Below are 14,033 nucleotides of genomic sequence, written 5' to 3'. Positions count from 1 at the left end.
TCTGGGCTTGCGCGGCAAGCACGCCAAGGGTCCAGGCGGCCGAGGATCGGGGTGGCGCAAGCTTTGGTGCATTCGCCGCACGATCGCTATATAGTGCGTCGAGACCTTCCGGCAAGGCCCCCACGGCGCCCTGCAACCTGCGGAAGGCACAGCCAGCACGGCCTGGTCAGCTTTTCGGGGAGCAGCACTGCAGGCCCCGGACCTGGGCCACGGCGGGAGATCAATCCATGGATGCGTCGCAGCCGGTTGAGCGGAGCCCCCTGCAGCTGACATTGCGGCTGACCTGGCCATTCATTGCCATGGTGCTGCTGCTGGCCGCCTGCGCCACGGCCAGCCTCTATGTGCTGTCCAGCGTCCGCGCCTTCGTGGCCGGCGAGAGCGTGTGGACGAAAGGGCAAAAGGACGCCATCTACTACCTGGGCCAGTATGCGGCCAATGGCTCGCCCCAGGCATTCGAACGGTTCACGCAGGCCATGCAGATCCCGCTCGGAGATCGATCGGCGCGCCTGGCGCTGCAACCCGGACAAGTGCAGGTCGCGCTGGCGCGCGAGGGCTTTGCGCACGGCGGCAACCACCCGGACGACATCGACAGCCTCATCTGGCTGCTGCGCTACTTCCACCGCTTCGAGATAGTGCAAAAGCCGATGGAGTTCTGGCTGGTGGGCGACGAATACATCAACGCGCTGCGTGACCTGTCGCACGAGATCCGCCATGACACCGAGCTGGGCCAGGTGGACGAGATCACGCGCGTGCACTGGCAAGCCACGATCCGCGACATCAATGCCGGCGTGACGCCTGTGGCCCGCAGTTTCAGCGAGGCACTGGGCGACAGCTCGCGCCGCATCGTGCAGATGCTGATGTGGCTCAACGGCGGCATGGCCGCCACCCTGATCCTGCTGACGCTGTGGCACACACACACCTTGCTCGCACAGCGCCGCCGCGCCGAGCAGGCGCTGAGCGTGAACAGGCCCGCACCACGCTCACCGCCATCGGCGATGCAGTGATCACCACCGACATCCATGGCCAGATCGTCTACATGAACCCGGCGGCCGAGGTTCTGCTGGACCACGCTGCAGCGCCGTCAACAGGGCAGCCGCTCGCGGACATCCTGAAGTTCGACGGTGACGGCGGCCAGGTACCCAGCGCCGCAGCGCTGGTGACCGACATCCTGCAGGCCGGTGCGGGCGGCCACAGCGGCAGCGTTTCGGCGGGCCCGGTGCACGCACCCTCCCACCGCACCATCGTGCGGCCCGACCAGACCGCCGTGCCCGTCAAGCTCATGGGCTCGGCCCTGCGCCACCACGGCACGGTGACGGGTGCAGTGCTGGTGCTGCACGACGTCACGCGTGAGCAGCACTATGTCGAGCAGCTCTCCTGGCAGGCCAGCCACGACGCACTCACGGGCCTCGTCAACCGGCGCGAGTTCGAGCTGCGGCTCGACGCCCTGCTGCGCCGCCCGCGGCAGCCGGGCCGCGAAGGGTGCCTGCTCTACCTGGACCTGGACCAGTTCAAACTCATCAACGACACCTGCGGCCACCAGGCCGGCGACGAGATGCTGCGCGAGGTCTGCCGCATGCTGCAAGCCCATCTGCGCGAAGGCGACACGCTGGCCCGGCTGGGCGGCGACGAGTTCGGCATCCTGCTCACGGACTGTCCCGCGGGGCCCTCGGCGCGCATTGCCGAACAGCTGCGCCAGGCCGGGCAGGACCTGCGGCTGGACTGGGAAGGCCAGCAGCTGACCACCGGCCTGTCCATCGGCATGGTGCAGCTCATCCCGGCCCTGAACTCCATCCAGGAGGCCATGCGCGTCGCCGACATGGCCTGCTACCGCGCCAAGGAAGGCGGGCGCAACCGGGTGTTCATCTACCAGCCCGAAGACATCGAGATGACCCGGCGCGAAGGCGACATGGACTGGGTGCGGCGCCTGCGCCTGGCGCTGGAGCACGACCGGTTCCAGCTGCACGCCCAGGCCATCCGCGCACTGCACACGCCCGGCGACGAAGGACTGCACATGGAGGTGCTGCTGCGCCTGTGCGATGAAGAGGGCGCGCTGGTGGCGCCCGGCGCCTTCATCCCCGCAGCCGAACACTACGGAATGATGCCCTCCATCGACCGCTGGGTGATCCACAACACGCTCAAGGCATTGGCACAGCACCAGCGCACGCCGGGCGCGATGGCAGTGCACGCCTGCGCCATCAACCTCTCGGGCACCAGCCTGGGGGACGACAGCCTGCTCAAGTACATCCGCACGGCCCTCACCGAATCGGGGGTGGAGCCTGCGCTGCTGTGCTTCGAGATCACCGAGACCAGCGCGATATCGCACCTGCCCAACGCGGTGCGCCTGATGAAGGAACTGCAGCAACTGGGCTGCCGGTTTGCGCTGGACGACTTCGGCGCCGGGATGTCTTCCTTCACCTACCTCAAGCACCTGCCCGTGCACTATCTCAAGATCGACGGCGCCTTCGTGAAAGACCTGCTGCACGACCCGACCAGCCAGGCCATGGTGGAGATGGTGCACCGCATCGGCCATGTGATGGGCAAGCAGACCATTGCCGAGTTCGCGGAGTCTGACGCCATCGTGGACGCATTGCGGCTCATCGGCGTGGACTACGCGCAGGGGTATGCGGTGGCAAGGCCCGTGCCGCTGGCGCAACTGCTGCAGCTTCAGGGCACACCGGGCACACCGGGCACACCGGGCACACCGGGCACAAAGCAGCCGCCTAACGAGCTTTCTTGAATGGCTTGCCGCTGCCCTTGCCTGCGCCTGCGGCCGCAGGCCGGCCTGCGGGCGCCGTGCCAGAGCCCGTCACGCGCGGCGGCAAGCCCGTGTGCTGCGTCAGGATGCGGCCCTTGGTGGGCTGCTGCACGCTGCGCGATGCGGGCACCACGGCAGCCTTGGCGCCGGTGGGGGTCGAATTCTTGCGGCGGGCACTCTGGTAGCCGCCATCGGTCAGCGGCTGGAAGGTCGGGATCAGGTGGTGCTTGCCATTGCCGATCAAATCGGCCCGGCCCATGGCCTTGAGCGCATCGCGCAGCAGGGGCCAGTTGTTCGGGTCGTGGTAGCGCAAAAAGGCCTTGTGCAGGCGGCGGCGCTTGTCGCCGCGCACGATGTCCACCGCCTCGCTGTCGCGCGTGATCTTGCGCAGCGGGTTCTTGTTGCTGTGGTACATGGCCGTGGCCGTGGCCATAGGGCTCGGGTAGAAGGTCTGCACCTGGTCGGCACGGAAACCGTTCTTCTTGAGCCAGATGGCGAGGTTCATCATGTCCTCGTCGCTGGTGCCCGGGTGCGCGGCGATGAAGTACGGGATCAAGAACTGCTTCTTGCCCGCCTCTTCGCTGAACTTCTCGAACATCTGCTTGAACTTGTCATAGCTGCCGATGCCCGGCTTCATCATCTTGGTGAGCGGGCCCTGCTCGGTGTGCTCGGGCGCGATCTTGAGGTAGCCGCCCACGTGGTGCTGCACCAGCTCCTTCACGTATTCGGGGCTCTTCACCGCCAGGTCGTAGCGCAGGCCCGAGCCGATCAGGATCTTCTTGATGCCCTTCAAGGCACGGCCGCGGCGGTAGATCTTGATCAGCGGGTCGTGGTTGGTGCCCAGGTTGGAGCAGATGCCGGGGTACACGCAGCTGGGCTTGCGGCAGGCGGCCTCGATCTCGGGGCTCTTGCAGCCCAGGCGGTACATGTTGGCCGTGGGGCCGCCCAGGTCGCTGATGGTGCCGGTGAAGCCGCTCACCTTGTCGCGGATGTCCTCTATCTCCTGGATGATGGAATCCTCGGAGCGGCTCTGGATGATGCGGCCTTCGTGCTCGGTGATGGAGCAGAAGGTGCAGCCGCCAAAGCAGCCGCGCATGATGTTCACGCTGAAGCGGATCATCTCCCACGCGGGGATCTTGGTGCCGTGGTCGTGGCTGCCGTTCTCGTCGGCGTAGCTCGGGTGCGGGCCGCGCGCGTAGTGCAGGTCGAACACATAGTCCATCTCGGCCGTGGTCAGCGGAATGGGCGGCGGGTTGATCCAGACGTCGCGGGCGGTCACGCCCTCGCCGTGGGCCTGCACCAGCGCGCGGGCGTTGCCGGGGTTGGTCTCCAGGTGCAGCACGCGGTTGGCGTGGGCGTACAGCACCGGGTCGCTCTTGACCTGCTCGTAGCTGGGCAGGCGGATCACGCTCTTGTCGCGCGGCGGCACCTTGAGCTTGGCCTTGAGTGCCGGGTTGGCGACGAACTGGATGGGCTGGATCGCAGGGTTGGGGCTGTTTTGGCCGCTACCGCTTGCTGCGCCTGCGCTAGCAGCTATCGAATCAGGAGCATCATCCTTGCTGCAGGTGCTGCCCTGCGCGGCGGCCTGCTCGCTCGTCGTCATGTAGGGGTTGACGTGCGCCTCCACGCGGCCGGGTTCGTCCACGCTGGTGGAGTCGATCTCGAACCAGCCCTTGCCGCTCTCGTCGTCGGGCCGGCGCACGAAGGCGGTGCCGCGCACGTCGGTGATCTTCTCGACCGGCTCGCGCGCCGCGATGCGGTGCGCCACCTCGACCAGGGCACGCTCGGCGTTGCCGTACAGCAGCAGGTCGCACTTGGCGTCCACCACGATGGAGCGGCGCACCTTGTCGCTCCAGTAGTCGTAGTGGGCGATACGGCGCAGGCTGCCCTCGATGCCGCCCAGGATGATGGGCACGTCCTTGTAGGCCTCGCGGCAGCGCTGGCTGTAGACGATGGCGGCGCGGTCGGGGCGCTTGCCGCCGATGTCGCCGGGGGTGTAGGCGTCGTCGCTGCGGATCTTCCGGTCGGCGGTGTACCGGTTGATCATGGAATCCATGTTGCCCGCGGTCACGCCCCAGAACAGGTTGGGCTTGCCCAGCACCTTGAAGGGCTCGGCGCTCTGCCAATCAGGCTGGGCGATGATGCCCACGCGAAAGCCCTGGGCCTCCAGCGTGCGGCCGATGACGGACATGCCGAAGCTCGGGTGGTCGACATACGCGTCGCCGGTGACGAGGATGATGTCGCAGCTGTCCCAGCCCAGCTTGTCCATCTCGGCGCGGCTCATCGGCAAGAACGGGGCCGTGCCAAAGCGCTTGGCCCAGTACGGGCGGTAGCTGGTCAATGGCTTTGCGGCACGCGCAAAAAAGGAGACGTCGACGGGGGCGTTCATTCGGATGGGGAGCGCGGCCGGCCCATGTGCGGATGGGCCCTCGTGGGGCGCGGCTGTGGTGGGTAACCCGCGATTTTACGTGAGTGGGCACTTTTTGTCGCCCCACAAACACTTCCCCCTCGTAATGGCAGGCTTGATGAAGGCTCGGCATATACTTGCTTTTGTCAATTAATTACATGACAAAGGCAATCATGGAGACCCATACTTCCAACGCCAGCAGCTCGACCATCGACCCACCGAACGCGCCTCCTGTCGCGCCGGAGGCTGTGAAGGCCGTGCGCCGGTTCAACCGTTTCTTCACCCGCTGCGTGGGCGTGCTCGACCCGTACCTGGGCAGCGACCTGTCATTGACCGACGTGCGCGTGCTCTATGAACTGGCCCACCGCGACATGCCGGTGGCCAGCGAGCTGGCGCGCGACCTGGGCCTGGACGGCGGCTACCTGAGCCGCATCCTGCGCCGCTTCGAAGCCACGGGCTGGATCAGCCGCAGCGCCAGCACCCGGGACGCGCGCCAGAGCGTGCTGACCCTGACCGCCGCCGGGCGCGCGGCGTTCGAGCCGCTGCAGCAGCGCTCGCGCGACGAAGCCGCCGCCCTGCTCGCCCCCCTGCCCCCGGCCCGGCGCCAGGAGGTGGTGGACGCCATGCAGCGCATCGAGGCATTGCTCGCCCCGGCATCCACACCGCAAGGCCCCGCCAAGGTAGCCGTGCTGCGCGACCCTGTACCGGGCGACATGGGCTGGGTGGTGCAGCAGCATGGCGAGACCTACTGGCGCGAGTACGGCTGGGACGCCCGCTTCGAGGCCCTGGTGGCCGACATCGCCGCGCAGTTCGTGACGAAATTCCAGCCACAGTGGGAGCGCTGCTGGATCGCGGAGCTTGACGGCGAGCGCGTGGGTGCCGTGTTCGTGGTGCGCAAGTCCCCCACCGTGGCGCAGCTGCGCATGCTGATCCTGTCGCCCAAGGCCCGGGGGCTGGGCCTGGGCGCGCGCCTGACCGACGAATGCATCGCCTTTGCCCGCGCCAAGGGCTACAAGAAAATGGTGCTGTGGACCAACAGCTGCCTGGCTGCGGCGCGTGGCATCTATGCCAAACGCGGCTTCCAGTTGGCCCAGTCGGAGCCGTACGAAGGGTTTGGGCAGCAACTGGTGGGAGAGCACTGGGAACTCAAACTCTGAACCGGTGAAGCGTTCTGACGCTTCTAGCCGGTGGACAGCAGTGCCATCCGGGCTTTGGCGGCGCACGGCCGGCGTGGCGATGGCCGCGCACGCATGCCATCATGGCGTCCCACTGCCTTGCCATCGCCCCCATGACGACCGCCAGCCCCACCACCTTGATCCGACCCGTCAGCGCCGGCGATGACCTGCAGCGGCTGACCCACCTCATCCACACTGCCTACGCGCCCCATGCGGCGCGGGGCCTGCGGTACTGGGGAACCCACCAGTCGGTGGAGGACACGGCCAAGCGATTCGCATCCGGGACCGGGCTCGTGATGCTGGAGGGCGATGAATACGTCGGGACCATCACGCTGCGGCCACCCCAGCCTGCCTCCCCGGTGGCCCTGTACCGGGAGCCCGGCGTGTGGACCTTCTGCCAGTTCTGCATCTCGCCCGATGCCAAGGGTCGGGGGTACGGCGGCCAGCTGCATGCACATGCCACTGCGTTTGCACGGCAGGCGGGCGCCCAGGTCATGGGTTTGGATACCGCCCAGCCCGCATCCACGCTGATTGCGATGTACGAGTCTTGGGGCTATCGGGTGGTGGGGGAGTGCGACTGGCGGCCCTTGACCAACTACACCAGCGTGGTCATGTCACGCCAGCTGGTGGGCGGCTGAACGCCCCGCAGCGCGCCAAAAAGGCTGCAGCCGCAAAAGGCAGGCCTGCCTACCACTCGCCCGTTTCGCGCACACGCTGCGCCAGGTCCGGCACCGCGTCGTCCACCGCGGCATCGCTCATTGCCAGCGGCGGCACGGCGGCCTCTGCGCCCGCGGCGGTTGCTGCAGAGCGGGACATGAACCTGCCGAACACGTGGCTGGTCAGGGTTTCGTGCAAAGGCGCGATGAGAGGAATGGCGAACATGGCGGTTCCTTTGTGCCTTCGCTAGGCCGAGTGCCGGCAACCTGGCCGACACCACCGCTTATCGCAAGCAACGCAGAGAGATCGATGAACTGAACATGAAGCGAAGAAGGTCTTCAACACGCTTCAAAAAACGTAGCGCGAGCTTAGACCGCAGCCACAAAAATCCAGTGTAGGAACAGATGCCATCTGCGAGTGTGACCAAACGCACACTCTGAGACGCCATGTGAACAGCGCTGAAAAACAGGCGCGCGCCTGTGGCATTCGCCCCACACCCTGCCGATGCCGCACGCTCAGCCCATGCGCACAGGGCGCATCGGCCGGCGCACGGCCGGTAGCGTGACGCGCCGTAAACTCACCGCCCCATGCCCTACACACTGGCTGCGCCCGCGCACAGCGATATCACCATCAAGAAAAGCCGCTTCATCGGCTGCGTGCAGCCAATGCCCGACCGGGCCAGCGCGCAGGCGGCGGTCGACGCGTTGTGGCAGCAGCACCCCGGCGCGGCGCACATCTGCTGGGCGCTGCTGGCGGGCGGGCAGTCTGCGGCGGTGGATGACGGCGAGCCGGGCGGCACCGCCGGGCGCCCCATGCTCGACGTGCTGCGCCACCAGGACCTGGAAGGCGTGCTCGCCACCGTGGTGCGCTACTTCGGTGGCGTGAAGCTGGGCGCGGGTGGCCTGGTGCGCGCCTACACCGACGCGGTGGCGCAAGCCCTGCTCACCGCGCCCAAGGTGACGCTGCAGCGCATGGCCACGCTGCAGTGCCAGGTGCCCTACTCGCTCGAAGGGCTTCTGCGCCGCGAGATTGAGGCCGCCGGGGCCGAGCTGGGCGAGGTCGGACACGGCTCCCTGGTCACCCTGCAGCTGCGCCTGCCCGAGACGCAGGCAGCCGGCTTCGTGCGGCGCGTCAACGACATCGGTCAGGGCCGCGTCGGCTGGACCGAACCCTGAGAGCCAGAAATGCCTGTGCGCCTACACCGCACCGGCCGGGGCCTGCCGCACACTCCTCGCACCAAGGTTTGCCTAGGAGCCCACCCCATGAGCGAACCGCTCGACACCATCATCATCGGCGCCGGCACCGCCGGCCTGGCTGCCCTGCGCGAGGTGCGCAAGCGCACCAGCCGCTTCCTCATCGTCAATGACGGCCCCTGGGGCACCACGTGTGCCCGCGTGGGGTGCATGCCGTCCAAGACCCTCATCGAAGCCGCCAATGCCTTCCACCGCCGCCATGCGTTCGAAGAATTCGGGATACGCGGTGGCGATGCGCTGAGTGCCGACATCCCCGCCGTATTGCAGCGTGTGCGCGCCCTGCGCGACGACTTCGTGGCCGGCGTGATGAAAGCCACCGACAACCTGGGCCACGCCAGCATCTCGGGCCGCGCCACACTGCTGGGGCCCGGCACGGTGGACATCGACGGCAAGGTCTACCAGGCCAACAGCATCGTCATCGCCACCGGATCGCGCCCCAAGGTGCCCGAGGAATGGCTCGCCTTCGGCGACCGCATGCTGACCACCGACACGCTGTTCGAACAAGCCTCATTGGGCCCGCGGATCGCCGTGGTCGGCATGGGCGCCATCGGCGTGGAGCTGTCGCAGGCGCTGGCGCGGCTGGGCCTGCAGGTGGCCGCATTCAGCACCGGCGACACGCTGGCGGGGCTGAGCGACCCCGGCCTCAACGAAGAACTGGCCGCGCTGCTCAAGAAAGACATGGTGCTGCACACCGGCGAACCCGCCGAGCTGCGCGAAGTGGCCGGTGGCATCGAGGTCTCCAGCGGACCGAACCGGGTGGTGGTGGACCAGGTGATCGCCGCCATGGGCCGCACACCCAACATCGAACACCTGGGGCTGGAGACCCTGGGGGTGCCGCTGGACAAGCGCGGCCTGCCGCAGGTGGACCCGAAAACGCTGCAGGTCGGCAACCTGCGGGTGTTCATGCCCGGCGACGCCAACACGCAGGTTCCGCTGCTGCACGAGGCCGCGGACGAAGGCCACATCGCCGGCATGAACGCCATGGCCGACACGCCCACGCGGTTCCAGCGCCGCACCCCGCTGGCCATCGTGTTCTGCGACCCCAACATTGCCACTGTGGGCCAGCGCCTGGACGACCTCGACCCGGCCTGCACCGTGACGGGCACCGTGGGCTTTGCCGACCAGGGCCGCGCCCGGGCTGCCCTGTACAACCACGGGCGGTTGCTCGTCCACGCCGACAAGACCACGGGCCGCCTGCTGGGTGCCGAGCTGTGCGCACCCGACGGCGAGCACCTGGCCCACCTGCTGGCACTCGCCATCCATCGGGAGCTCACCGTGCAGTGCCTGCTGGGGATGCCGTTCTATCACCCCACGCTGGAGGAAGGCCTGCGCACGGCGCTGCGGGATGTGGCGCGCCAGTTGCCGGACGGATCGGCGTCCGACCTGGCCACATGCGCCGGGCTGGGCGTGCCTGCGCTCGACTGAGAGGGGCTCACAAAACTCTCAGTGCCTGCGACGCAGCGCCTGGCAAGAACCGCTTCGCTGAGTTTTGTTATCAGCTCCAAGCTGCGGGGCCAGGGTGTCACACAAGGTAACAGGCCTCAAGTCTCGGCCTGACCTGCCGATACGGAACCATTAACCCAAGGAACCGCCATGGACGTCGCACTCGCCAACAGCATCGTCAGCACCGCCACATCGCTGGCCAGTGCCAAAACGTCCGACGCCCTGAACATGGTGGTGCTGAAGAAAGCGCTGGACATACAGGCCGTGTCCGCCACCACCCTGCTGGACGCCATGCAGCAGTCCATGCCCCAGCCGGCGCTGGCCACGTCGGGCACGCTGGGCACCCAGGTCAATACCTTCGCCTGAGCGCTGGCAGCAGTCGGCCGCTGCGGGTTTTCGGCGCAATGCGGCCGGTAGGGCGCTGTGCACAGCCCGGGGCGCCCGCTGCCTGAGCTAGCGCCAAACGCGCCCGGCGCCCGGTCCTTCGCTACCGCAACCGCGCCGGCGACAGCGCTTCCGGCACCACCCCCTCACGCACCAATTCATCGCCCAGCGGCTCGCCGCGCAGCAGCTGGCACGCCAGCAGCGATGCGCCCGCCGCGCTCTGGATGCCATAGCCGCCCTGCCCTGCCAGCCAGAAGAAGCGCGGCACGTGGTTGTCCCAGCCGATCACCATGTCGCCGTCCGGCACGAACGAGCGCAAGCCCGCCCAGGTGTGCGACGGGCGGCGAATCTGGAACCGCGTCATTTCCTCGATGTGATAGATGCCGGTGGCCACGTCCAGCTCTTCGGGCACCACGTCGTGCGGGTGCGTGGGGTCGGCATTGGCGGGCGAGCCCAGCAGTTGGCCGGCGTCGGGCTTGAAGTAAAAACTCTCGTCGATACCGATCACCGCAGGCCAGCGGCTGGCGTCCATGCCCTCCGGCACGGCAATGGTGAAAGCCGTGCGGCGGCGCGGCTCCAGGCCGATGGGCGGCACGCCCGCCAGAGCGGCCACCACGTCGGCCCAGGCCCCGGCGGCATTCACGAGGGTGCGGGCCTGCAGCGTGCGGCCATCGGCCAGGGTGATGTGCCATGTCTCCCCCGCCCAGGCCAGGGCCGTGACTTCGGCGCCCGTCAGCACCTGCCCGCCGCGCTGGCGCAGGCCGCGCAGGTAGCCCTGGTGCAGGGCGTGCACATCGATGTCGGCTGCTTCGGGCTCGCTCATGCCCGCCGCCACGGCGTCGGGCTTCAGGCACGGCAGCAGCTCCATCAACGCCGCGTGGTCCACCCACTCCACATTGGGCGACGCTGCGCGGGCGTCGTCGTAAGCCTGCTGCAGCAAGTCGAGCTGCCCGGGCCCCGCGACGTACACCACACCCCGTGGCGACAGGATGGGCGTGTCGCCAAACTCGGGCGGCGGCGCGTCGTAGAACCCGCGGCTCGCGCGGGTCAGCGCCTGGATGTTGGGCGTGCCGTACGTCGCCATGTACAGCGCGGCCGACCGCCCGGTGGTGTGGTAGCCGGGCTGCGATTCGCGCTCCAGCAGCAGCACGCGGGTGGCCGCGTCCGCATCGCCTGCACCGGTGGCCGCGGCCGCCAGTTGCCAGGCCACGGAGGCACCGGCAATGCCCGCACCGATCACCACATGGTCGTATGTCACAGAGTCCATGGCCTGTCCTTCGTTGCCTTCATGGTGGTGCACTGGCGCTGGTCACACCGCCGACACCGCGGCCTGTGACGCCACCCGGTCTTCGCGCGGCAGGCTGCGGGCGTCCCTCGGGTCGGGTGCACCGGTGACGATGGAGGTCAGTGCAGGCTCGGCCCGCGTGCCCTGCAGCTTGGCCAGGTCCGGGCGCGGCCGCGCCAGCCCGGGGATGCCCTTGAACGCCTGCTCCAGCGCATGCCCCACGCCCAGCGTGTGCCGGTCGGCCCTGAAACGCCCGACGATCTGCAAGCCGAACGGCATGCCCGCATCGTCCAGCCCGCACGGCAGGCTGAGCGCGGGGTGGGTGGTGAGCGTGGTGACGTACGTCAGCGCCAGCCAGCGGTAGTAGTTGGCCTGCGGCTCGCCATTGATGTGGCTCGCGTACAGCTGTGTCCACGCAAACGGCGACACCGGCGTGGTCGGCGCCAGAATCACATCGTAGTGCTCGTACAGCTTCTGGAACCGCGCCAGGATGCGCGTCTGCTCGGCCTGGGCCCAGGCGCTGTCGAGCAGCGTCATGGTGGCGCCCAGTTCGTAGTTGGCGCGGGTGTTGGGCCCCAGGCTGGCGGGGTCGCGCTCGTACGCCTCGCGCGTGCTGGCCACGAAAGCCTCGGCACGCAGCACGTCGAAGCAGCGGTGCACGTCGCCCAGGTCCACATCGATGGCGTCGCAGTTGCCAAACAGGTGCTTCATGGCCTGCACCTTGCGGCGGAACACGGCGCGAATGCCGTCGTCCACGGCGCAGGCGCCGAAGTCTTCGGTGTACGCCACGCGCAAGCCGCCCAGGTCCACGCCTTCAGGCAGCAGAAAGCTCATCGGGTCGAGCGGGTAGGTCAGCGGGTCGCCGGCCGACAGCCCGGCTGTGGCGGCCAGCTGCAGGCAGGCCTCTTCGACCGTGCGGCCCATGGGCCCCACCACAGAGATGGGCGTGAAGGCCAGCAGCTTGCGCGAGCTGGGCACCACGCCGGGCGATGGCCGAAAACCCACCACGCCGCATTTGGCGGCCGGAATGCGCAGCGATCCACCCGTGTCCGACCCTGTGCACACGGGCAGCATGTCGCAGGCCAGCGCCGCGGCCGAGCCGCCCGAGGAGCCGCCCGCGTTCAGGTTGGGGTTGAACGGGTTGCCCGTGGCGCCCCACACCGTATTGCGCGAATTGGCGCCAGCACCCATTTCCGGGATGTTGGTCTTGCCGGTGACGATGGCGCCCGCCGCGCGCAGCCGGGCCACCAGCACGTTGTCTTCGGCCGGGATGTTGCTGCGGTAGATCTCCGAACCGTAGGTGGTCAGCAGCCCGGCCGTGGCCTCCAGGTCCTTCACACCCAGCGGCAGGCCGTGCAGCAGGCCCAGCGGCTCGCCGCGCAGCACCGCCTGCTCGGCGGCCTGGGCCTCGGTGCGGGCACGTTCGTAGCAGGTGGCGGTGATGGCGTTCACGTGCGGGTTGATCGCCTCGATGCGTTCGATGCAGGCATCGAGCAGTTCGACGGGCGATACCTCGCGGGTGCCGATGCGGTGGCGCAGCTCGTTGGCGGTCAGCTCGACCAGGGTGCTCCGGTTGCTTTGTGTGCTCATGTCAGGCTTGTGTCCTCTGCTGGTTCGCGGGTGGCTCAGTCGGCGGTGATGCTGGCGCGCTGGGCAATGGCGCGCATCAGCGGCAGCTCCTTGTCGATCAGCTCGGCCACCGCCTTGGACGAAGCATAGGCGGGTTCAAACCCCACCGCGATCATCTTGTCGCGGGTGTCCGGGTCCGACACCACCTGGGCCAGGGTCAGCTCCAGCCGCGACTTGACGGCGGGCGGCAAACCGCGCGGCGCCACCATGGCCAGCCAGGTGTCCATCTCCAGGCCCGGGTAGCCGCTCTCGGCCAGCGTCGGCACCTTGGGCAACAGGGCCGACCGCTTGCCGGCCGTGACGGCAATGGCCTTGATCTTGCCGTCCTTGAGCTGCGGCAGCGCGGCCGACACCGTATCGACCGTGAACGGGATCTGCCCGCCCATCAGGTCCGTCATGGCCGGTGCACTGCCCTTGTAGGGCACATGCTGGATCTTGAGCGCCGCCGCGTGGAAGAACATCTCGCCCGCAAACTGCGACGTGGTGCCTGCGCCGAACGAGCCATACGAATACTTGTCGGGCGCGGCCTTGACCAGCGCCACGAACTGCTTCACGTCTGCCGCGGGCACGTCCTTGTTGGCCAGCAGGATCAGGCTGGTGCGCCCGGCGATGCCGATGGGCTCGAAGCTCTTGACCGGGTCGTACGGCAGCTTGGGGCGCACCGCGGGGTTCACGGTGAAGGTGGTGCCCGAACTCATCAGCAGCGTGTAGCCATCAGGCGCCGCCTTGGCCACGGCACTGGCACCGATGGTGGTGCCCGCCCCGGCGCGGTTGTCGATGACCACGCTTTGCCCCAGCAGGTCGCCCATCTTCTTGCCGATCAGCCGGCCCAGCACGTCGGTGGCGCCACCCGGCGGAAACGGGATCACGAGCGTGATCGGCTTGGCAGGGAAAGGACCGTCCTGCGCCATGGCGGGCGCCCACGCAGCGGCCCCCAGGGCACAGATCACGGCAGACAAAAGCAGCTTCTTGCGGTTCATGGCGTTCTCTTCAAAGGTCAAGGGATTCAAGGGGTTGTCGGGACGGATTCGGTGGGGCGAGAAGG

12 protein-coding genes are annotated in these 14,033 nt (G+C 68.2%); 7 read left to right on the top strand and 5 right to left on the bottom strand.

Annotation, left to right across the window (positions count from 1 at the left end; genetic code table 11):
* The first annotated feature begins 227 nt into the window (after positions 1-227).
* The gene (locus tag ACSQ3D_RS08695) at positions 228-1,004 is read left to right on the top strand and encodes a hypothetical protein (RefSeq protein WP_436126587.1); all 777 of its coding nucleotides are present in this window, start codon (positions 228-230) and stop codon (positions 1,002-1,004) included.
* Positions 905-2,737: an EAL domain-containing protein gene (locus tag ACSQ3D_RS08690; RefSeq protein WP_436126586.1), complete on the top strand. Its 1,833-nt coding sequence runs from the start codon at positions 905-907 to the stop codon at positions 2,735-2,737. The genes ACSQ3D_RS08695 and ACSQ3D_RS08690 overlap by 100 nt, the downstream gene beginning before the upstream one ends.
* Here the strand turns inward: ACSQ3D_RS08690 and ACSQ3D_RS08685 are convergent.
* Positions 2,721-5,144, bottom strand: a complete 2,424-nt coding sequence (locus ACSQ3D_RS08685; RefSeq protein WP_436126585.1) for a YgiQ family radical SAM protein — start codon at positions 5,142-5,144, stop codon at positions 2,721-2,723. The two genes, ACSQ3D_RS08690 and ACSQ3D_RS08685, sit on opposite strands and share 17 nt — an antisense overlap.
* A gap of 191 nt (positions 5,145-5,335) precedes the next feature.
* Between ACSQ3D_RS08685 and ACSQ3D_RS08680 the strand changes: the two genes are divergently transcribed.
* Complete coding sequence (locus tag ACSQ3D_RS08680) at positions 5,336-6,319, top strand: bifunctional helix-turn-helix transcriptional regulator/GNAT family N-acetyltransferase (RefSeq protein WP_436126584.1); 984 nt, start codon at positions 5,336-5,338, stop codon at positions 6,317-6,319.
* A 131-nt stretch (positions 6,320-6,450) separates the two neighbouring features.
* The gene (locus tag ACSQ3D_RS08675; protein ID WP_056421419.1) at positions 6,451-6,975 is read left to right on the top strand and encodes a GNAT family N-acetyltransferase; all 525 of its coding nucleotides are present in this window, start codon (positions 6,451-6,453) and stop codon (positions 6,973-6,975) included.
* Between the two features lie 49 nt (positions 6,976-7,024).
* Here ACSQ3D_RS08675 and ACSQ3D_RS08670 read toward each other — a convergent pair whose 3' ends face one another.
* Positions 7,025-7,219 (bottom strand): hypothetical protein, encoded by a 195-nt coding sequence (locus tag ACSQ3D_RS08670; RefSeq protein ID WP_436126583.1) that lies wholly within the window; start codon positions 7,217-7,219, stop codon positions 7,025-7,027.
* 362 nt (positions 7,220-7,581) lie between these two features.
* Here ACSQ3D_RS08670 and ACSQ3D_RS08665 point away from each other — a divergent pair, with 362 nt between their 5' ends.
* The 3 genes from ACSQ3D_RS08665 to ACSQ3D_RS08655 all read left to right on the top strand — a co-directional run bounded on the left by ACSQ3D_RS08665 (position 7,582) and on the right by ACSQ3D_RS08655 (position 10,056).
* Positions 7,582-8,169, top strand: coding sequence for an IMPACT family protein (locus tag ACSQ3D_RS08665; protein WP_436126582.1), 588 nt, complete (start codon positions 7,582-7,584; stop codon positions 8,167-8,169).
* A gap of 87 nt (positions 8,170-8,256) precedes the next feature.
* Positions 8,257-9,672 carry a dihydrolipoyl dehydrogenase gene (locus tag ACSQ3D_RS08660; protein ID WP_436126581.1) on the top strand — a complete coding sequence of 472 codons (1,416 nt, stop codon included), beginning with the start codon at positions 8,257-8,259 and terminating at the stop codon, positions 9,670-9,672.
* Positions 9,673-9,840: 168 nt separating this feature from the next.
* A complete protein-coding gene (locus tag ACSQ3D_RS08655; RefSeq protein WP_436126580.1) occupies positions 9,841-10,056 on the top strand; it encodes a YjfB family protein in 216 nt (71 codons plus the stop codon).
* Between the two features lie 121 nt (positions 10,057-10,177).
* On the opposite strand, the gene ACSQ3D_RS08650 is transcribed toward ACSQ3D_RS08655, so the two are convergent.
* The 3 genes from ACSQ3D_RS08650 to ACSQ3D_RS08640 are packed head-to-tail and all read right to left on the bottom strand — an operon-like array spanning position 10,178 to position 13,968.
* Positions 10,178-11,341 (bottom strand): NAD(P)/FAD-dependent oxidoreductase, encoded by a 1,164-nt coding sequence (locus tag ACSQ3D_RS08650; RefSeq protein WP_436126579.1) that lies wholly within the window; start codon positions 11,339-11,341, stop codon positions 10,178-10,180.
* Between the two features lie 42 nt (positions 11,342-11,383).
* Positions 11,384-12,949: an amidase gene (locus ACSQ3D_RS08645; protein WP_436126578.1), complete on the bottom strand. Its 1,566-nt coding sequence runs from the start codon at positions 12,947-12,949 to the stop codon at positions 11,384-11,386.
* 35 nt (positions 12,950-12,984) lie between these two features.
* Positions 12,985-13,968, bottom strand: coding sequence for a Bug family tripartite tricarboxylate transporter substrate binding protein (locus ACSQ3D_RS08640; protein WP_056421426.1), 984 nt, complete (start codon positions 13,966-13,968; stop codon positions 12,985-12,987).
* Positions 13,969-14,033 lie beyond the last annotated feature (65 nt).

The organism is Acidovorax sp. LjRoot117 (assembly GCF_964252695.1).
Lineage (GTDB): Bacteria > Pseudomonadota > Gammaproteobacteria > Burkholderiales > Burkholderiaceae_C > Acidovorax.
This window is presented reverse-complemented; position numbering and strand designations above follow the sequence as displayed.